Here is a 19,058-nt window from a genome sequence, read left to right as displayed (position 1 = left end):
CATGCCGTTGCCTGGCAGCCACCCATGGGGTGGCGCTACCCGCCACGCCACCCGACAGAACGATGAAGATCCCCCGGCGCGCCCCTAAAGCTTTGTGGGTTTGGGCCGTTATCTCTCTCGGAACCGTTTGTCCGGAGCAAACATGAGCACTGTTGCCCTGGGTGGTGATCTCGGAATCGAGACCAGCACCGAGCTGAAAACCCGCCTGGCCCCGTTGGTGGACCAGGCCGGCGACCTGACGCTGGATGCCAGCCAGGTAAGCCGTATCCACACCGCAGCAATGCAGGTCCTGTGCGCATTCGTCGACGCCCGCCGCCAGGCAGGCCACCCGACCGGATTCGACGGTTGCACTGCCACCTTCCGTGATGCCGCGCGACTGCTCGGCCTCACCCAGGCCCTCGGCCTGGACGCAACCCATGACAACCTGAAATCTGTGGAGAACGCTGCATGAGCGCACGAATCTTGGTGGTGGACGACTCGGCGTCGATGCGCCAGATGGTCTCTTTCGCCCTCACCTCGGCCGGCTTCTCGGTCGAAGAGGCCGAAGATGGTGCCGTCGCACTGGGCCGGGCCAAGGGCCAGCGCTTCAACGCGGTGGTGACCGACGTCAACATGCCCAACATGGACGGCATCTCGCTGATCCGCGAGCTGCGCCAGCTGCCCGACTACAAGTTCACCCCGATGTTGATGCTGACCACCGAATCGGCCGCCGACAAGAAGTCCGAAGGCAAGGCCGCCGGCGCAACCGGCTGGCTGGTCAAGCCGTTCAATCCCGAACAGCTGGTCGCCACCGTGCAGAAAGTGCTGGGCTGATCCCAGCGCGCCCCACCGCACCACCCTCCCTCCCTTCGCAACCGGACCCCACGCACCATGAGCATGGATCTGCAACGTTTCCACGCCACGTTCTTTGAAGAAAGCCGCGAGGGGCTGGATGCAATGGAGGCTGGCCTGCTGGCGCTTGAATCGGGCCAGCAGGACCCGGAAATCATCAATTCGGTGTTCCGCGCCGCGCATTCCATCAAGGGCGGCGCCGGCACCTTCGGCTTCGACGCGATCGCCGCGTTGACCCACGTGCTGGAAACCCTGCTGGACGAACTGCGCGCCGGCAAGCGCGCCCTGGAAGCCACCGCGGTGGACGCCATGTTGTCCTCGGTGGACGTGCTGCGCGCCCTGCTGCGCGAAGCCGAGCACGGCCAGCCGGCGGACCCGCAGGCTGTGGCGGCGATCAAGGCACGCCTGGAAGCGGTACTGTCCGGCCAGGCGGCGGCCGCCGCACCGGTGGCCGCGGCCAAGGTGGATGACACCCCCGAAGCGTGGCAGATCGGCTTCGTGCCCTCGCCGTCGCTGTTCATGAGTGGCAACGACCCGCTGCGCATCATCCGCGAACTGGAGCACCTGGGGTCGCTGCAGGTGGCCGCGCGGCTGGACCGCCTGCCCGGCTTCGACCAGCTCGACCCGCTTGAAGCTCACCTGGCGTGGGACCTGGGCCTGGTCGGCAAGGTGCCGCGCAGCAAGATCGAAGACACCTTCGCCTGGGTGGTGGACGACTGCGAACTGGACATCCGTCCGGCCGCACCGCCCAGCCTGGCCACCAGCGCCCCCGCGGCTCCTGCGGCTGCCCCGGCACCGGCTGCGGCCACGCCGGCTGCCGCCGCGCCTGCCGCTACCGCACATGAAGCAGAAACCTCGATCCGCGTCGCCGTGGAAAAGGTCGATGCCCTGATCAACCTGGTCGGCGAACTGGTCATCACCCAGGCCATGCTCAAGCAGGTCTCGCACGCACTGGACCCGGTGCATGCCGAACAGCTGTTCGCTGGTCTGGACCTGCTCGAGCGCAACACCCGCGACCTGCAGGAAGCGGTCATCGGCGTGCGCATGCTGCCGGTGGATGCGGTGTTCCGCCGCTTCCCGCGCCTGGTCCGCGACCTGTCCTCGCGCCTGGGCAAGCACGTGCGCCTGCGCACCATCGGCGAAGGCACCGAGCTGGACAAGGGCTTGATCGAGAAGATCGCCGATCCGCTCGTGCATCTGGTCCGCAACTCGATCGACCACGGCCTGGAAATGCCCGACGTCCGCCGCGACGCCGGCAAGGACGAGACCGGCACGATCACCCTGGCGGCCTCGCACCAGGGCGGCCACATCGTGATCGAAGTCAGCGACGACGGCCGCGGCCTGAACCGCGACAAGATCCTGTCCAAGGCCCTCGAGCGCGGCTTGAGCGTGCCCGACAACCCCACCGACGCCCAGGTCTGGGACCTCATCTTCCAGCCGGGCTTCTCCACTGCCGACGCGGTCACCGACCTGTCCGGGCGTGGCGTGGGCATGGACGTGGTCCGCCGCAACATCCAGGCGCTGGGTGGCGAAGTACAGCTGGAAAGCAAGGCCGGCAATGGCACCCGCGTGCTGATCCGGCTGCCGCTGACCCTGGCCATCCTCGACGGCATGACCGTGGCGGTGGCCGGTGAAACGGTGATCCTGCCGCTGGCCTACGTGCTTGAAGCCCTGCAGCCGCAGCCCGAAGACGTACGCACCATGGCCGGCGAAGGCCGCGTGCTGCGCGTCCGTGGCGAGTACCTGCCGATCCTCTCGCTCAGCGAGTACTACGGGTTCGGCGGGCGCACCAAGGACGACTCGCTGGTGGTGGTGGTCGAAGGCGATGGCCAGAAGATCGCGCTGGAAGTGGACGAACTGGTCGGCCAGCAGCAGGTGGTGGTCAAAAACATCGAGAACAACTACCGCCGCATCAGTGGCGTGTCCGGTGCCACCATCCTGGGCGATGGCCGGGTGTCGCTGATCGTGGATATCGGTGGCCTGGTGCGGTCGTTGCGGATGCCACAGGCGGCTTGATCATTCGCGATCGCGAAGGATCCCCAAGGTTTGCGTTGCAAACCTTGGGCGCGGCCTCATCAGCACCCAACACCCCCCGCCTGTCGGCGCGCCCCCGCTACTAGCGGGGGCTCCTCGTTTGTGAGTCCGCGGCCTTCGTCTGCATCCCCGATCATTCCGCCTGCCACCCCCGGTAGTGCCGGCCGCTGGCCGGCTCCTCATTCCGCCTGCCCCCCGGTAGTGCCGGCCGCTGGCCGGCTCCTCATCCCGCTTGCCCCCCGGTAGTGCCGGCCGCTGGCCGGCTCCTCATCCCGCTTGCCACCCGGTAGTGCCGGCCGCTGGCCGGCTCCTCGCGTTGTCGGCTGGGGTCCATGGGGTTGCCGGCCAGCGGCCGGCACTACCCATTGCTGCGGGTTTCCTGGTTGCCGGCCAGCGGCCGGCACTACCGGGTGCTGGGGGTTTCCTGGTTGCCGGCCAGCGGCCGGCACTACCGGGTGATTTGCCTCCGGCCGGGCCTGTCCGTTACGCGCCTTTTTTGAAACTGTGATCTTGATCGGCGGCGATACGTTGGCGTACTGAGCCGCCTCCTTGAGCCGCGAATCGAAAGCCTTGCGGTTGCTTGCTTATGCAACCAATGCGGGTTTGTGAGGCGCGGCTGCACGCCGCGAAAAAATGTGACATCGAACACTCAAGTTGCGGCGTTGCGTCGCCGCTATTTCGGGAGAGCGTTGACTTCTTCGTCACGCGCCCCTCGCCCCATCCCGCATTCGCCACGACCTCACGCCCAGCGCCCCCACGGCTGCGCGCCACTGCCCTGCCCGGAGTTCCTGCCATGAAGTGGTTCCACGATCTGCCCATCGCCCGCAAACTGGCCGTGGGCTTTACCCTCACCACCCTGATGACCGTCATCCTCGGCGCCTTCGCGCTGGTTCGCCTCAATGGCGCCAACGCCGAACTGGGCGCGATGGCCAGCAACGATATTCCGTCGGTGCAGCATCTGGGCGAAGTGCGCTCGCAGCTGGGTGAGTTCCGCACCTACGAAATGGCGCAGGTGAGCATGTTCGACCAGCCGGAAAAGGTGGCCGACTACAACAAGCGCATGGAGACCACCGCCAAGGTGGTCCGCGACGAATTGGCTGCCTACGCGGCACTGCCGGCCGGTGAGCGCGAGCGTGCCCTGTTCGCCAAGGTGTCCGCCGACACCGATGCCTACTTCGCCGCCAACGTCGAACTGCGCGCCGCCGTCGCCGCCGGTGATGGGGCGCTGGCCCGCCAGGTGTCCGACGAGAAGTCGCGCCCGGCCCGTCGCCAGCTGTTCGACGACCTCAAGGCGCTCGGTGCGTTCAGCAACGGCCTGATGGCAAGCAAGATCGCCGCGGCCAACGCCACCCACCGCACCAGCGTGATCGCCATCATCAGCTGCATGGTGCTGCTGTCGCTGGTGGCCGCCGCCCTGGCCTTCATGATCTCGCGCATCATCACCCGCCCGCTGGGCCAGGCCGTGCATGCCATCAAGTCGGTGGCCCGTGGCGACCTGAGCGTCACCATCCGCGCCACCAGCGCCGACGAGGCCGGGCAGATGCTGGCCGCCACCGGCGAAATGACCAGCATGCTGCGCCGCTATTCCGAAGAAACCCGGCAGATGGCCGCGATGCATGCCGGCCCGGATATCTCGCACCGCATGCCCACCGACTTCCCGGGCGTGTACGGCGAGCTGGCCGTGGGCACCAACACGGTGGTGTTCGACCACCTGGATGCGATCAAGGACGCCATCGCCGTGCTGAACCAGTACGCCGCCGGTGACCTGTCGCCCAATGCCCGCCGCCTGCCCGGCAGCCGCGCGATCCTGCACGAATCGATGGACGCGGCTAAGGCCAGCCTGCTGGCCATCAACACCCAGATCCAGTCGCTGGCCCAGGCCGCCGCGGCCGGTGATTTCACCCAGCGTGGCGATGCGCTGCGCTTCGATCACGATTTCCGGGTGATGATCGAGCACCTCAACACCATGATGGAAGTGGCCGACGGCAACCTGTCGCAGCTGTCGCACCTGCTGCAGTCGATCGCCAACGGCGACCTCACCGCACGCATGCAGGGCCAATTCCACGGCGTGTTCGCCAGCATGCGTGACGACGCCAACACCACCGTCGCCCAGCTGACCCAGATCGTGGGCCGCATCCAGCACGCATCGTCCAGCATCAGCACCGCCGCCGGCGAAATCGCCTCGGGCAACAACGACCTGTCGCGCCGTACCGAGCAGCAGGCCGCCAACCTGGAAGAAACCGCCGCCTCGATGGAGGAACTGACCTCCACCGTGCGTCAGAACGCCGAACACGCCCGCCAGGCCAACCAGCTGGCGATCGGCGCGCACGGCGTGGCCAGCCAGGGCGGCGACGTGGTCGGCCGCGTGGTCAGCACCATGCACGAGATCGACGCCTCTTCGCGCCGCATCGCCGACATCATCACCGTGATCGACGGCATCGCCTTCCAGACCAACATCCTGGCGCTGAATGCGGCGGTGGAAGCGGCGCGTGCGGGCGAACAGGGCCGCGGCTTCGCCGTGGTGGCCTCCGAAGTACGCACCCTGGCCCAGCGCTCGGCCAGTGCGGCCAAGGAGATCAAGGGCCTGATCGACGAGTCGGTGGGCAAGGTTGCCGAAGGCTCGGCGCTGGTCAACCAGGCCGGCGAGACCATGGGCGAGATCGTGGCGTCGGTACAGCGCGTGACCGACATCATGGCCGAGATTTCCGCCGCTTCGCAGGAACAGTCGGCGGGCATCGAGCAGGTCAACCAGACCATCACCCAGATGGACGAAACGACCCAGCAGAACGCCGCGCTGGTGGAAGAAGCCACCGCCGCCGCCCGTTCGATGGAAGAGCAGGCCGGCCACCTGACCGACGCCGTGGCACTGTTCAAGCTGGACGGCCAGGCGGCCCCGGTGGCGAGCGCGCCGGCGGCCAGCAGCCGTGCCCCGGCCATTGCGGCCCCGCGTGCGCGTGCAGCGGCAGCGCCGGTGCGCCGTGCCGCGGTGCGCGAGCCGGTGCTGGCCAACGAAGGCGACTGGCAGGAGTTCTGATCCGCCCTGCCCTGTGATGCGTGTCCACGGCACCCCGCTTCGGCGGGGTGTCGTGCGTTTGGGGCGGCCGAGCTGATCTACACGGATTGGCCCTACATTAATGTGAACCGCTGCCGATAAACGGACAGAGCCCCGGTAAAATCGCCGGCGGCGCCCACTCTATTCAGCACGCATCCATGTCCGAAGGCAGCTTTGAGGCACACGACGACGACCACGCCGCGCACGACGACGGCGCGGACGATCGTTACCTGGTCCGCAATCCCCGGCAGATCCGTCAATTGCTGCAGGCATTGATCGACCAGCGCTCGTTGATCAATGCGCATCTGGGCGGGCGGGACCAGTCGTTCCCGACGGCGATCCTGGAGCTGGACGAAGACGAGGACATGCTGCTGCTGGACGGCAGTCCGTCCGAGCCGGCGAACCGGGCGGCGGAAGAGGCTGGGCACCTGCTGTGCTTCGCGCAGCTGGACAAGGTGATGGTACGTTTCCGGCTGGACCATCTGGAGCGCGTGGGCAGTACGCACCATGTGGCGTTCCGGGTAGCGTTCCCGAGCGAGCTGGTGCATCTGCAGCGTCGGGAGCTGTACCGTCTGGAGACGCCGATCACCGATTCTCCGCAGTTGCTGTTCCCGATCAACGAGGACCGCAGCGAGGCGTTGAGTCTGCGGGTGGTGGACATCAGTGGCGGCGGGCTGGCGGTGACGGTGCCGGTAGACTGCAATGTGTTCGCGCTGCAGAAGCGGTATGACGCACGGCTGGACATGCCGGAGGGCGGGCCGCTGCAGATCGCGTTGATCGTGTGCAATCAGTTGGCGGTGAAGCTGCCGAACGGGGTGGAGATGAAGCGCGTGGGGATGCGTTTCGATTCGCTGCCACGCGGGGGCGACAGTGCGATCCAGCGCTACATCTTCCGCATCGACCGCCAGCGCAGCGCCCGCAAAAATGGGGAAATTTAGGCGGGCTGCTTTTTTGGAGCAACGGCAACTGCAACTGCAACTGCGGCGGTTCGGTCTGTTGGAGTGGGTCGGTACGGGTGGGTTGGCGGGACACGCCGTGAATCCATCCTTGGAGGCTCGTGGGCGCCATCCATGGCGCCCAACGGTCCCGCCAACCCACCCGTACCAACCCAGCACAGATGGCTTTCGCCGTGTTGAGATCAAGAGCACGCAGCGCCTGAGGGGTGGGTGTGGGTGCCGAGCAACGCTCGGCACTACCCCTCCCCACCCACGCGGCTTTATCCAACCGATCACGGGACCTGTGGGGCGGGCGGTGCCAGGCCCTGCCGGGACCGTTGGGCGCCATGGATGGCGCCCACGAGCCTCCAGGGATGGATTTACGGCGTGTCCCGGCAGGGCCTGGCACCGCCCGCCGTCCATCAGCAGCGAATCGCTGAAAACAGCCAACCACACCCCGTCTAAAGTCGCCCGACTCCAGGCCGATATTGAGCGTGACGCCCGGTTTTTCCTTACCGCCACGCCCGACCCAGGATTCCTTCCATGAACGACAGCAACCCCAACGCCGCCAGCAGCGGTGGCGAGTATCTCAGCTTCACCCTCGGCGCCGAGCACTACGGCGTGGACATCCTCAAGGTCCAGGAAATCCGTGGCTACGACTCGGTCACCCGCGTGCCCGATGCCCCCGATTACATCAAGGGTGTCATCAACCTGCGCGGCACCATCGTCCCGGTCATCGACCTGCGCCTCAAGCTGCGCCTGGAAAAGGCCACGTATGACGCCTTCACCGTCATGATCGTGCTCAACGTCGAAGACCGCGTCGTCGGCATCGTCGTCGACAGCGTCTCCGACGTCATCCCGCTCAACGCCGACCAGATCCGCCCCACCCCCGAGTTTGGCGCCGCCGTCGATACCCGCTTCATCTCCGGCATCGGCACCCAGGACGATCGCATGCTGATCCTGCTGGATATCGAAACCCTGCTCGACAGCGCCGACATGGGCCAGCCGGCCCAGGTCGAAGACGCCGCCGCCTGATCGTGCCCCGCCATCCCGGTCGATTCGACCGGGTTGTGAAAAAAGTTCTTCAGTTCCCTGCGCGACGGCCGATAGCTGCTTCAGGACCCGGCTGTGTAGGGCTGCCCAAGGCCGGGCCAACTCGTCCAATTTCCCCCGGAGATTCTTCCCGATGAAGTCCCTGCTTGCGCTGTTCTCGGTTGCCGTCCTCGCCTCCTCTGCCTCGTCCGCCTTCGCCCAGTCGGCCGAGATGATCCCGCCGGAAATGGCGCCGCGCTCGGTCGGCAAGGACGGCATGGTCTGCGGCAAGGTCGAAAAGGCCCGCTACGCCGAAGGCTCCGAAGGCCAGCCGACCTTCCTGTACATGGGCGGCGCGTTCCCGCGCCACACCTTCTCGGCCCGCATCGCCGGCGCCAACCGCGGCAAGTTCAGCTTCCCGCTGGAAAGCCTGGAAGGCAAGACCGTGTGCGTGATCGGCAAGATCGCCCGTGACGCATCGCGTGCTGAAATCGAAGTCAGCTCGCCGGCCGGCCTCAAGCTCGCCAACATCAAGTAATCCGCCGTACGCCATGCCACGCCGGCACTGGCCGGCGTGGTCGCTGCAACCGGGCACGACGCCCGGACGCGTTTGCCACTGGAGATCGCACCGCCCATGCCCTGGATCAACAACCTCAAACTGATGCCGAAGTTGATGCTGACTTTCGGTGTCCTCCTGCTGGTGATGCTGCTGCAGGGCATCGTGGCGTATCGCGGGCTTTACTCGCTCAACAACGTCACCACCGAACTGGCTGGCCACCGGATGGAGAGCATCCGCACCGCCGGTGAAATCCGCGGCATGGTCGGCGAATACCGCAACTCGGCCTACCAGGGCCTGATCCGCGCCAGCGACGACGTCAAGGCCGACGCCAAGAAGCGCGCCGCCGAACTGCGCGGCAAGATCGACCTGTCCATCAAGAAATACCCCGAATTGATCGACAATCCCCAGCAGAAGAAGCTGTTTGACACCTTCGCCAAGGATTGGAAAGACTCGCTGGCCTCCTACGATGCCGTCACCGAGATGCTGGAACTGGATCTCCCCGATGACGCCGTGGACACCTTCGTCGGCGAAACCCGCACCAAACACCTGAAAGCGTCCTCGGCGCTGGAAGCACTGATCGCCGAAGACAACCGCCTGGCCCGCGCCTCGCGCGATGAGGCCGAATCGACCTATGCCGCCTCGGCCACCCTCACCATCATCGCCCTGCTCGGCGGTGCCGCACTCGGTCTGGTGCTGGTGTACCTGTTTGCCCGCTCGCTGGTTGGCAGCATGCGCGGCGCCGTGTCGGTCGCCAATGACGTGGCCGGCGGCAAGCTTGACGGCCATATCGACGTCACCCGCAAGGATGAAGTCGGCGACCTGATGCAGGCCATGCAGCGCATGCAGCGCGACCTGCGCGAGCGCACCGAAACCGACCAGGCCATCGCCCGCGAGAACCTGCGCATCCGCACCGCGCTGGATTACAGCTCCACCGGCGTGTACCTGACCGACAACCAGCTCAACATCGTGTACGCCAACCGCGCACTCGAGCAGAGCCTGTCGCAGTACCAGGAGGAGCTGCGCAAGCACCTGCCCGATTTCGATGCCAATACCTCGCTGGTGGGCCGTCCGCTGACCGTGCTCGAGCACCGCGGCGAAATGGATGCCACCCTGCTGAACAACCTCAAGGCGAACGGCGTGGCCCGTCGCGCCATGCAGTTCGGCGATGCGCAGTTCGCCCAGGTGGTCTCCACCATCCGCAACGAAGAAGGCGAGAGCGTCGGCCACGTGGTCGAGTGGCGCGACCGTACGCCGGAAGCGCTGGTCGAAGCCGAAGTGGCCCGCGTGATTGCCCAGGCCGCCGCCGGCGACCTGTCCGGCCGCATCCGCGCCGAGGGCAAGGAAGGCTTCTTCCTGCAGCTGGCCCAGCAGATCAACGGCCTGCTGGACGCCAACGCGGCCAGCATCGAGCAGATCTCCGGCCTGCTCACCGCGCTGTCGCAGGGGGATCTCACGGTGCGCATGCACGGTGATTTCCAGGGCGTGTTCGCCACCATGCGCGACGACGCCAATGCCACCGCCGAACAGCTCAGCGGCATCGTCACCAAGATCAAGCACTCCAGCCAGGCCATCAGCTCGGCGGCCAGCGAGATCGCCACGGGCAACAGCGACCTGTCGCGCCGCACCGAACAGCAGGCGGCCAACCTGGAAGAAACCGCGGCCTCGATGGAGGAATTGACCTCCACCGTGCGCCAGAACGCCGAGCATGCCCGCCAGGCCAACCAGCTGGCCATCGGCGCGCACAGCGTGGCCAGCCAGGGCGGTGATGTGGTCGGCCAGGTGGTGACCACCATGAGCGCGATCCAGACCTCGTCCAAGAAGATCGCCGAGATCATCTCGGTCATCGACGGCATCGCCTTCCAGACCAACATCCTGGCGCTGAACGCAGCCGTGGAAGCGGCGCGTGCCGGCGAACAGGGCCGCGGCTTCGCCGTGGTCGCCTCCGAAGTGCGCACCCTGGCCCAGCGTTCGGCCGGTGCGGCCAAGGAAATCAAGGGCCTCATCGACGACTCGGTCGGCAAGGTCAACGACGGCTCGGCGCTGGTGCACAAGGCCGGCGCCACCATGGGCGAGATCGTCGCCTCGGTGCAGCGCGTGACCGACATCATGGCCGAGATTTCCGCCGCCTCGCAGGAACAGTCGGCCGGCATCGAGCAGGTCAACCAGACCGTCGTGCAGATGGACGAAACCACCCAGCAGAACGCCGCGCTGGTGGAAGAAGCCACCGCCGCCGCCCGCTCGATGGAAGAACAGGCCGGCCACCTCAGCGACGCGGTGTCGATCTTCAAGCTCGACGCGCACGACGTGGTGCTGCCGCCGGCAGCCGTGGCCACCCCGGCCCCGCGTGCCGCACGCCCGGTTGCCGCCGCCCCGGCCCCGGTCCGCCGCGCAGCAGCCCGCCCGGTCGCCACCGAACTGGCCGACGGCGACTGGCAGGAGTTCTAAGCGCGCCAGCAGCCTGTAATCCCGCATGACAAAAGGCCCCGATACCCATCGGGGCCTTTTTGTTGGCAAGGGCGCATGACCGCGCCCACCACGGTAGAGCCACCCCATGGGTGGCTGCACACGGTCCCGAAGGGTAGAGCCGACCGTTGGTCGGCTGCACACGGTCCCGGACGGTAGAGCCACCCCATGGGTGGCTGCACACGGTCCCGAAGGGTAGAGCCGACCGTTGGTCGGCTGCACACGGCCCCGGACGGTAGAGCCACCCCATGGGTGGCTGCACACGGTCCCGAAGGGTAGAGCCGACCGTTGGTCGGCTGCACACGGCCCCGGACGGTAGAGCCACCCCAACCTGAATACGCTCAGCCACCCACCCTCAATAGCCGCTGCCTTTGGCCGATAACAGCATTGCCGCGACACGTTCGTCGACCAAAGATGATGCCCTGCCCATGAATCTGATCAGCCGCTGGAACCAGTACTTCTCCAACCTGTCCGTCAGGCGCAAGCTCAACCTGCTCACCGCGTTGATCGCCGTCGGCGTCATCGCCCTGGCCGTGATCGCCGCGCGCATGCAGTACCTGGACCTCACCGATACCCGCAAGGACAGCCTGAAGATCCAGGTCGAGCTCACCTACGGCATCCTGGACCACTACCATCGCCTGGCCGAAACCGGCGAGCTGACCGAACCGGCCGCCAAGGCTGCCGCACTGGAAGCGCTCGCGCGCATGCGCGCCGACAGCGACGCCTACTACTACAGCGTCTACGACACCCAGTACCGCGTGCTCATGCATCCGTTCCGCAAGGACCTGATCGGCAAGGACATGCAGGCGTTCCGCTCCGAGGACGGCGTGCAGCTGTTCCACGACCTGGTGCAGGTCGCCCGCCAAGGCGGCGGCGTGGTCTCCTACAAGTGGGCCAAGGCCGGCGCCGAAGGCCTGTACGACAAGTCGTCCTACGCTGGCCTGTACAAGCCCTGGCAGTGGGTCATCAGCAGCGGCGTGTACATGGAAGACGTACAGCAGCAGGCGCTGGTGTTCACCGCCATCATGACCGCCAGCGGCGGCGCCGTGGTGCTGATCGTGCTGGCCCTGAGCTGGCTGATCGGCAACCGCATCACCCTGCCGCTGCGCCAGGCCACCCAGGTCGCCGAGAGCATCGCCGCCGGTAAGCTCGACAGCCGCATCGGTGCCCAGCCCCACGACGAACCGGGCCGCCTGCTGGAAAGCATGGCGCGCATGCAGCAGCAGCTGCACGCGGTGATCAGCGGCCAGCGCGACATGGCCAGCCGCCACGACGCCGGCCAAACCAGCTTCCGCATGGACGAAAGCGCCTTCCCCGGCGAGTACGGGCTGATGGTGCATGAAACCAACACCCTGGTCGGCGCGCACGTGCAGACCATGCAGAACGTCCTGCAGGTGGTGCAGCGCTACGCGGTGGGCGACCTGTCCGCCGAGATCGCGCGCTACCCCGGCGAGAAAGCGGCCATCACCGACACCGTCGATTCGGTCAAGCAAAACCTGGCCAGCATCAATGCCGAGATCAAGCGTCTGGGCGCGGCGGCGGCGGCCGGCGACTTCAGCCAGCGCGGCGACACCGCCCGCTTCGACCACGACTTCCGCCTGATGATCGCCAACCTCAACGCGATGATGCAGGTCAGCGACGACAACCTGGGCAAGCTCTCGCAGCTGCTCTCGGGCATCGCCGAAGGCGACCTCACCGTGCGCATGCACGGCGACTTCCAGGGCGTGTTCGCCAGCATGCGCGACGATGCCAATGCCACCGTGTCCCAGCTGACCCAGATCGTCGGGCAGATCCAGACCGCGGCAGGCAGCATCAACCAGGCGGCCGGCGAGATCGCCAGCGGCAACAGCGACCTGTCGCGCCGTACCGAACAGCAGGCCGCCAACCTGGAAGAAACCGCAGCCTCGATGGAGGAGCTGACCTCCACCGTGCGCCAGAATGCCGAGCATGCCCGCCAGGCCAACCAGCTGGCCATCGGCGCGCACGGCGTGGCCAGCCAGGGTGGCGAGGTGGTCGGCCAGGTGGTCACCACGATGAGCGCGATCGAAGCCAGCTCCAAGCGCATCGCCGAGATCATCTCGGTCATCGACGGCATCGCCTTCCAGACCAACATCCTGGCACTGAACGCGGCCGTGGAAGCCGCGCGTGCCGGCGAACAGGGCCGCGGCTTCGCGGTGGTCGCCTCCGAAGTGCGCACCCTGGCCCAGCGCTCGGCCGGTGCGGCCAAGGAGATCAAGGGCCTGATCGACGACTCGGTGGCCAGCGTGGCCGACGGCTCGGCGCTGGTGCGCAAGGCCGGCACCACCATGGGCGAGATCGTCGCCTCGGTGCAGCGCGTGACCGACATCATGGCCGAGATCTCCGCGGCCTCGCAGGAACAGTCGGCCGGCATCGACCAGGTCAACCAGACCGTGGTGCAGATGGACGAGACCACCCAGCAGAACGCCGCACTGGTCGAGGAAGCCACCGCCGCAGCGCGCGCGATGGAAGAACAGGCCGGCCAGCTGTCCGACGCCGTGGCCATCTTCCGCCTGGACAACCACGTGGCCGCCGCCGTCAGCGCGGTCACCGCGCGCGTGGTGGTGCCCGCCCCGGCACGGCCTGCGGCCCGTTCGGCCGCGCCCAGCCCGGTACGTGCCGCGCCCGCCCCGCGCGCGCCACGCACCACGCCGGACGACGGCAACTGGCAAGAGTTCTGAGCCTTCGCGGTGGCCACCCGGCCGCCGCCTCCCCACCCTCCTTCGAGTCCGCCCGTGTCCACGCCTTCTGCCCCTGCCACCACCGCCCAGAACGGCCGCGAATTCGAGTTCGCCGATCGTGATTTCCGCCGCGTCTGCGACCTGATCTACCAGCGTGTCGGCATCTCGCTGGCACCGGCCAAGCGCGACATGGTCTACGGCCGCCTGTCGCGGCGCCTGCGGGCGCTGGGCCTGCGCAACTTCCACGACTACCTGGATCAGCTCGAACGCGACGGTGGCGACGAATGGCAGGCGTTCACCAACGCACTGACCACCAACCTCACCGCGTTCTTCCGCGAACCGCACCACTTCGAAAAGCTCGACACCGAACTGCGCGCGCGGTCCGGCCACGGCACCCTGCAGCTGTGGTCGTGCGCGGCCTCCACCGGCGAGGAGCCTTACTCCATGGCCATCACCGCCTGCGAAGCCTTCGGCACGCTCAAGCCGCCGGTACGGATCCTCGCCACCGACGTGGACACCCAGGTCCTGGCCACCGCCAGCCGCGGTGTGTACGCCATCGACCGGGTGTCCGGGCTGGACCCGGCGATCAAGAAGCGCTATTTCCAGCGCGGCAGCGGTCCCAACGAAGGCAGCTGCCGGGTCAACCCGGCCCTGCGCGACCTGATCGACTTCCGCCCGCTCAACCTGCTCAGCAGCCGGTACGACGTCGGCGGCCCGTTCGATGCGCTGTTCTGCCGCAACGTGATGATCTATTTCGACAAGCCCACCCAGCGCGGCATCCTGTCGCGGCTGATCCAGCACATGGGCGATGACGGCCTGCTCTACACCGGCCACTCGGAGAACTACCTGCACGCCGCCGACCTGATCCAGCCGTGCGGGCGCACGTTGTACAAACGCGCCCCCGGAGCCCCGGTATGAACGCCGTGATCCGCAATGACGATGTGATGCGCTACTTCGACAGCCGCTTCAAGGTAACGGCCGCCAAGTTGTTGCCCACCCAGTACCTGGTGGTGGACGACGACACCGCGCTGACCACCACGCTCGGTTCGTGCGTGGCCGCCTGCCTGCGCGACCCGGTGCTGAAGATCGGCGGCATGAACCACTTCCTGCTGCCCGAGGGCAACGTCGGCGACGGCGCGCCCGCCCGCTATGGCAGCTATGCCATGGAACTGCTGATCAACGACCTGCTCAAGCGCGGCGCACACCGCAAGCGCCTGGAAGCCAAGGTGTTCGGCGGCGCCAACGTGTTGAAGGGCTTCACCAGCAACCCGGTGGGCACGCGCAACGCCGAGTTCGTGCGCCAGTACCTGCAGGCCGAGCACATCCCGGTACTGGCCGAGGATCTGTGCGGCATCCATCCGCGCAAGGTGTGGTTCTTCGCCGATACCGGCCGGGTGGTCGTGCAGCGCCTGCCGCATGCCCATGAAGCCGAAGTGGCCGCCACCGAATCGGCCGTGCGCGCCCGCCTGTCCAAGGCCCCGGTCACCGGTGGCGTGGAGCTGTTCGAATGACCCAGACCGGCCCCTGTCGCGTGCTGATCGTCGACGACTCCGCCGTGGTACGGCAGATGCTCAGCGAGATCCTCGCCAGCGACCGCGATATCGAGGTGGTCGGCACCGCCGCCGACCCGTTGCTGGCCCGCGAGAAGATCAAGCGCCTGGCCCCGGACGTGATCACCCTGGACGTCGAAATGCCGCGCATGGACGGCCTGGCGTTCCTGGAAAACCTGATGCGGCTGCACCCGCTGCCGGTGGTGATGATCTCCTCGCTGACCGAGCGTGGCGCCGATACCACCCTGCAGGCGCTCGCGCTGGGCGCGGTGGATTTCGTGTCCAAGCCGAAATTCGACGTCGCCCGCGGGCTGCAGGCCTATGCCGAAGAGATCATCGGCAAGGTCAAGATGGCCGCGCGCTCGCGCGTGCGTACCCTCGCCCGCCCCACCGCCCCGCGCATCACCCTGGACGCGGTGGGCCCGGCCGCCACGCCGCGCGCGATCCAGTTCCGCACCACCGACCGCCTGATCGCCATCGGCGCCTCGGCCGGTGGCACCGAAGCCCTGCGCGTGGTGCTGGAAGGCATGCCGGCCGACGCGCCGGCGGTGGTGATGACCCAGCATTTGCCCGCCACCTTCAGCACCCCGTTCGCCGAACGCCTGGACCGCCATTCGGCGATGTCCGTGCGCGAAGCCAGCGACGGTGAAGCGGTACTGCCTGGCCACGCCTACCTCCCGCCCGGCGGCAAGCACCTGCGCATCATCCGCGACGGTGCTCGCTGGCGCTGCCGCGTCGACGACGGCCCGGCCGTGAACCGGCACAAGCCGGCGGTGGACGTGCTGTTCCGTTCGGTGGCCGAAAGCGCCGGCGCCAACGCGATCGGCGCGATCCTCACCGGCATGGGCGACGACGGCGCGCGCGGCCTGCTGGAACTGCGCAACGCCGGCGCCCCCACCCTGGTGCAGGACGAAGCCACCAGCGTGGTCTGGGGCATGCCCGGCGCGGCCTACAAACTCGGTGCCACCGAAGAAATGGTCCCGCTGGAACGCATCGCCGAACGGCTGATGGCCATGGCGCGCGCATAACGCATGCCCGGCGGCACACCACCAGCCACGTAGCGCCGGGCTCTGCCCGGCCGTCCGAATCACGTAGCGCCGGGCTCTGCCCGGCTGGGGCGGTCCGCGCGAACGGCAGCCGGGCAGCGCCCGGCGCTACGGAATCTACGCATCACAACGAAAAACCCCCGGCTTTCACCGGGGGTTTTTTGTTTTCAGCCCATCGACCAACGGTCGATGGCTACCGGTTGCCGGCCATCGGCCGGCAACGCATCAGGCAGCAACCGTCTTGGCCACGTCCTGGTAGTCCTCGATCTGGTCGAAGTTCATGTAGCGGTAGATGTCCTTGCTGCTGGCATCCAGCACGCCGATGTCGGCCATGTACTCTTCCTTGGTCGGGATGCGGCCCAGACGCGAGCAGATCGCGGCCAGTTCGGCCGAACCCAGGTACACGTTGGAGTTGCGGCCCAGACGGTTCGGGAAGTTGCGGGTCGAGGTCGAGAACACCGTCGCGCCCTCGCGCACCTGCGCCTGGTTGCCCATGCACAGCGAGCAGCCCGGCATTTCCATGCGTGCGCCGGCGGTGCCGAAGGTGCCGTAATGGCCTTCCTTGGTCAGCTCCGAAGCATCCATCTTGGTCGGCGGTGCCACCCACAGCTTGGTCGGGATGTCGCGCTTGCCTTCCAGCAGCTTGGCCGCCGCACGGAAGTGACCGATGTTGGTCATGCACGAACCGATGAACACTTCGTCGATGGCCGCACCGGCCACGTCGGACAGCGTCTTGACGTCGTCCGGATCGTTCGGGCAGGCCACGATCGGCTCGTGGATGTCGGCCAGGTCGATCTCGATGACGGCGGCGTACTCGGCGTCGGCGTCCGGAGCCAGCAGCTCCGGGTTGGCCAGCCAGGCTTCCATCTTCTCGATGCGGCGCGCCAGCGAACGGGCGTCCTGGTAACCCTCGGCGATCATCCACTTCAGCAGCGTGATGTTGCTGGTGAGGTACTCGATGATCGGCTCCTTGTTCAGGTGCACCGAGCAACCGGCGGCCGAACGTTCGGCCGAGGCATCGGACAGTTCGAACGCCTGCTCGACCTTCAGCTCCGGCAGACCTTCGATTTCCAGGATGCGACCGGAGAAGATGTTCTTCTTGCCGGCCTTGGCCACGGTCAGCAGACCGGACTTGATCGCGTACAGCGGGATCGCGTTGACCAGGTCACGCAGGGTCACGCCCGGCTGCATCGTGCCCTTGAAGCGCACCAGCACCGATTCGGGCATGTCCAGCGGCATTACGCCGGTAGCCGCCGCGAAGGCGACCAGGCCCGAGCCGGCCGGGAACGAAATGCCCACCGGGAAACGGGTGTGCGAATCGCCACCGGTGCCGACGGTGTCGGGCAGCAGCATGCGGTTGAGCCAGCTGTGGATCACGCCGTCGCCCGGACGCAGCGAGATGCCGCCACGGGTGGAGATGAACTCCGGCAGGGTGTGGTGGGTCTTGACGTCCACCGGCTTCGGGTACGCCGCGGTGTGGCAGAACGACTGCATCACCAGGTCGGCCGAGAAGCCCAGGCAGGCCAGGTCCTTCAGCTCGTCACGGGTCATCGGGCCGGTGGTGTCCTGCGAGCCCACCGAGGTCATCTTCGGTTCGCAGTAGGTGCCCGGGCGCATGCCCTGGCCTTCCGGCAGGCCACAGGCGCGGCCGACCATCTTCTGCGCCAGCGAGAAGCCCTTGCCGGTATCCGGCGGGTCCATCGGCAGGCGGAACAGATCGGTCGGGGCCAGGCCCAGCGCTTCACGCGCCTTGGCGGTCAGGCCGCGGCCGATGATCAGCGGAATGCGGCCACCGGCGCGCACTTCGTCGAACAGCACGTCGGACTTGACCTTGAACTCGGCGATCACCGCGCCGTCCTTCAGGGCCTTGCCGTCGTACGGGCGCAGCTCGATCACATCGCCCATGTTCATCTGCGACACGTCGAGTTCGATCGGCAGCGCGCCGGCATCTTCCATGGTGTTGTAGAAGATCGGGGCGATCTTGGAACCCAGGCACACGCCGCCGAAGCGCTTGTTCGGGATGAACGGAATATCTTCGCCGGTGAACCACAGCACCGAGTTGGTGGCCGACTTGCGGCTCGAACCGGTACCGACCACGTCGCCCACGTAGGCCACCAGGTGGCCCTTGTCCTTCAGCGATTCCAGGAACTTGACCGGGCCGCGCTTGCCGTCTTCTTCCGGCTCGATGCCATCACGCTTGTTCTTCAGCATCGCCAGGGCGTGCAGCGGGATGTCCGGGCGGGTGGTGGCGTCCGGGGCCGGCGACAGGTCGTCGGTGTTGGTTTCGCCGGTCACCTTGAGCACGGTGATGGTCAGGCTTTCGGGCACCTGCGGACGGCTGGTGAACCATTCGGCATCGGCCCAGCTCTGCAGCACGCCCTGGGCGTTGGCATTGCCGGCCTTGGCCTTTTCCTGCACGTCGTGGAAGGCGTCGAAGACCAGCAGGGTCTTCTTCAGCGCGTCGGCGGCGATGGCGCCGACCACGGCGTCATCCAGCAGCTGCACCAGCGGGGCGACGTTGTAACCGCCGAGCATGGTGCCCAGCAGTTCGGTGGCGCGCTCGCGGCTGATCAGCGCATTGACTTCGCTGCCCAGGGCAATCGCGGCCAGGTACGAGGCCTTGACCTTGGCGGCGTCATCGACGCCGGCCGGCACGCGGTGGGTCAGCAGTTCCAGCAGGAACTCGGCTTCGCCGGCGGGCGGGTTCTTCAGCAGTTCGATGACGTCGGCCGTCTGCTGGGCGTTCAGCGGCAGCGGCGGGATGCCAAGCGCGGCGCGCTCGGCTACGTGGTGGCGGTAGGCTTCCAACATGACAACTCCCGGGATTTCTTTGAAAAGACTGCGATTGAATACAGCG

The 19,058-nt window shown here is 67.2% G+C and carries 13 protein-coding genes; 12 read left to right on the top strand and 1 reads right to left on the bottom strand.

Annotated elements, in window-relative coordinates:
• Positions 1–142 precede the first annotated feature (142 nt).
• The 12 genes from ACZ0AE_RS09275 to ACZ0AE_RS09220 all read left to right on the top strand — a co-directional run bounded on the left by ACZ0AE_RS09275 (position 143) and on the right by ACZ0AE_RS09220 (position 16,183).
• On the top strand, positions 143–451 hold the full coding sequence (locus ACZ0AE_RS09275) for an STAS domain-containing protein (protein WP_038688519.1): 309 nt from the start codon (positions 143–145) through the stop codon (positions 449–451).
• Positions 448–813 carry a response regulator gene (locus ACZ0AE_RS09270; protein ID WP_038688521.1) on the top strand — a complete coding sequence of 122 codons (366 nt, stop codon included), beginning with the start codon at positions 448–450 and terminating at the stop codon, positions 811–813. The genes ACZ0AE_RS09275 and ACZ0AE_RS09270 overlap by 4 nt, the downstream gene beginning before the upstream one ends.
• Positions 814–870: 57 nt before the next feature.
• Entirely contained in the window at positions 871–2,847 is a 1,977-nt protein-coding gene (locus ACZ0AE_RS09265) for a chemotaxis protein CheA (RefSeq protein ID WP_463600903.1), read from the top strand.
• A gap of 811 nt (positions 2,848–3,658) precedes the next feature.
• A complete protein-coding gene (locus ACZ0AE_RS09260; protein WP_463600902.1) occupies positions 3,659–5,899 on the top strand; it encodes a methyl-accepting chemotaxis protein in 2,241 nt (746 codons plus the stop codon).
• A 176-nt stretch (positions 5,900–6,075) separates the two neighbouring features.
• Entirely contained in the window at positions 6,076–6,855 is a 780-nt protein-coding gene (locus ACZ0AE_RS09255; RefSeq protein ID WP_038688526.1) for a flagellar brake protein, read from the top strand.
• 540 nt (positions 6,856–7,395) lie between these two features.
• On the top strand, positions 7,396–7,887 hold the full coding sequence (locus tag ACZ0AE_RS09250; RefSeq protein ID WP_038688527.1) for a chemotaxis protein CheW: 492 nt from the start codon (positions 7,396–7,398) through the stop codon (positions 7,885–7,887).
• Positions 7,888–8,038: 151 nt separating this feature from the next.
• Positions 8,039–8,422, top strand: a complete 384-nt coding sequence (locus ACZ0AE_RS09245) for a hypothetical protein (RefSeq protein WP_038688529.1) — start codon at positions 8,039–8,041, stop codon at positions 8,420–8,422.
• Positions 8,423–8,518: 96 nt separating this feature from the next.
• A complete protein-coding gene (locus tag ACZ0AE_RS09240; RefSeq protein WP_463600901.1) occupies positions 8,519–10,888 on the top strand; it encodes a methyl-accepting chemotaxis protein in 2,370 nt (789 codons plus the stop codon).
• Positions 10,889–11,334: 446 nt separating this feature from the next.
• Positions 11,335–13,605 carry a methyl-accepting chemotaxis protein gene (locus tag ACZ0AE_RS09235; RefSeq protein WP_463600900.1) on the top strand — a complete coding sequence of 757 codons (2,271 nt, stop codon included), beginning with the start codon at positions 11,335–11,337 and terminating at the stop codon, positions 13,603–13,605.
• Positions 13,606–13,659: 54 nt separating this feature from the next.
• Positions 13,660–14,523 (top strand): CheR family methyltransferase, encoded by an 864-nt coding sequence (locus tag ACZ0AE_RS09230; protein WP_038688533.1) that lies wholly within the window; start codon positions 13,660–13,662, stop codon positions 14,521–14,523.
• Complete coding sequence (cheD, locus tag ACZ0AE_RS09225) at positions 14,520–15,116, top strand: chemoreceptor glutamine deamidase CheD (RefSeq protein WP_038688535.1); 597 nt, start codon at positions 14,520–14,522, stop codon at positions 15,114–15,116. The genes ACZ0AE_RS09230 and cheD overlap by 4 nt, the downstream gene beginning before the upstream one ends.
• Positions 15,113–16,183, top strand: coding sequence for a protein-glutamate methylesterase/protein-glutamine glutaminase (locus ACZ0AE_RS09220; RefSeq protein ID WP_463600899.1), 1,071 nt, complete (start codon positions 15,113–15,115; stop codon positions 16,181–16,183). Before cheD ends, ACZ0AE_RS09220 begins: the two co-directional genes overlap by 4 nt.
• Positions 16,184–16,426: 243 nt before the next feature.
• On the opposite strand, the gene acnB is transcribed toward ACZ0AE_RS09220, so the two are convergent.
• The gene (gene acnB, locus ACZ0AE_RS09215) at positions 16,427–19,012 is read right to left on the bottom strand and encodes a bifunctional aconitate hydratase 2/2-methylisocitrate dehydratase (protein WP_038688539.1); all 2,586 of its coding nucleotides are present in this window, start codon (positions 19,010–19,012) and stop codon (positions 16,427–16,429) included.
• Between the last annotated feature and the right edge of the window lie 46 nt (positions 19,013–19,058).

This window comes from Stenotrophomonas sp. AC248 (assembly GCF_979258185.1).
Note: the sequence above shows the minus strand (reverse complement) of the source record. Positions and strands in the feature narration are given on the sequence as shown.

Bases quoted from the DNA above. Each gene is read 5' to 3' on its own strand.
- ACZ0AE_RS09260 (WP_463600902.1), top strand. From the start codon at position 3,659: ATGAAGTGGTTCCACGATCTGCCCATCGCCCGCAAACTGGCCGTGGGC.
- ACZ0AE_RS09245 (WP_038688529.1), top strand. From the start codon at position 8,039: ATGAAGTCCCTGCTTGCGCTGTTCTCGGTTGCCGTCCTCGCCTCCTCT.
- ACZ0AE_RS09235 (WP_463600900.1), top strand. From the start codon at position 11,335: ATGAATCTGATCAGCCGCTGGAACCAGTACTTCTCCAACCTGTCCGTC.
- ACZ0AE_RS09240 (WP_463600901.1), top strand. From the start codon at position 8,519: ATGCCCTGGATCAACAACCTCAAACTGATGCCGAAGTTGATGCTGACT.
- ACZ0AE_RS09250 (WP_038688527.1), top strand. From the start codon at position 7,396: ATGAACGACAGCAACCCCAACGCCGCCAGCAGCGGTGGCGAGTATCTC.
- ACZ0AE_RS09265 (WP_463600903.1), top strand. From the start codon at position 871: ATGAGCATGGATCTGCAACGTTTCCACGCCACGTTCTTTGAAGAAAGC.
- ACZ0AE_RS09275 (WP_038688519.1), top strand. From the start codon at position 143: ATGAGCACTGTTGCCCTGGGTGGTGATCTCGGAATCGAGACCAGCACC.
- ACZ0AE_RS09270 (WP_038688521.1), top strand. From the start codon at position 448: ATGAGCGCACGAATCTTGGTGGTGGACGACTCGGCGTCGATGCGCCAG.
- ACZ0AE_RS09220 (WP_463600899.1), top strand. From the start codon at position 15,113: ATGACCCAGACCGGCCCCTGTCGCGTGCTGATCGTCGACGACTCCGCC.
- ACZ0AE_RS09255 (WP_038688526.1), top strand. From the start codon at position 6,076: ATGTCCGAAGGCAGCTTTGAGGCACACGACGACGACCACGCCGCGCAC.
- acnB (WP_038688539.1), bottom strand. From the start codon at position 19,012: ATGTTGGAAGCCTACCGCCACCACGTAGCCGAGCGCGCCGCGCTTGGC.
- cheD (WP_038688535.1), top strand. From the start codon at position 14,520: ATGAACGCCGTGATCCGCAATGACGATGTGATGCGCTACTTCGACAGC.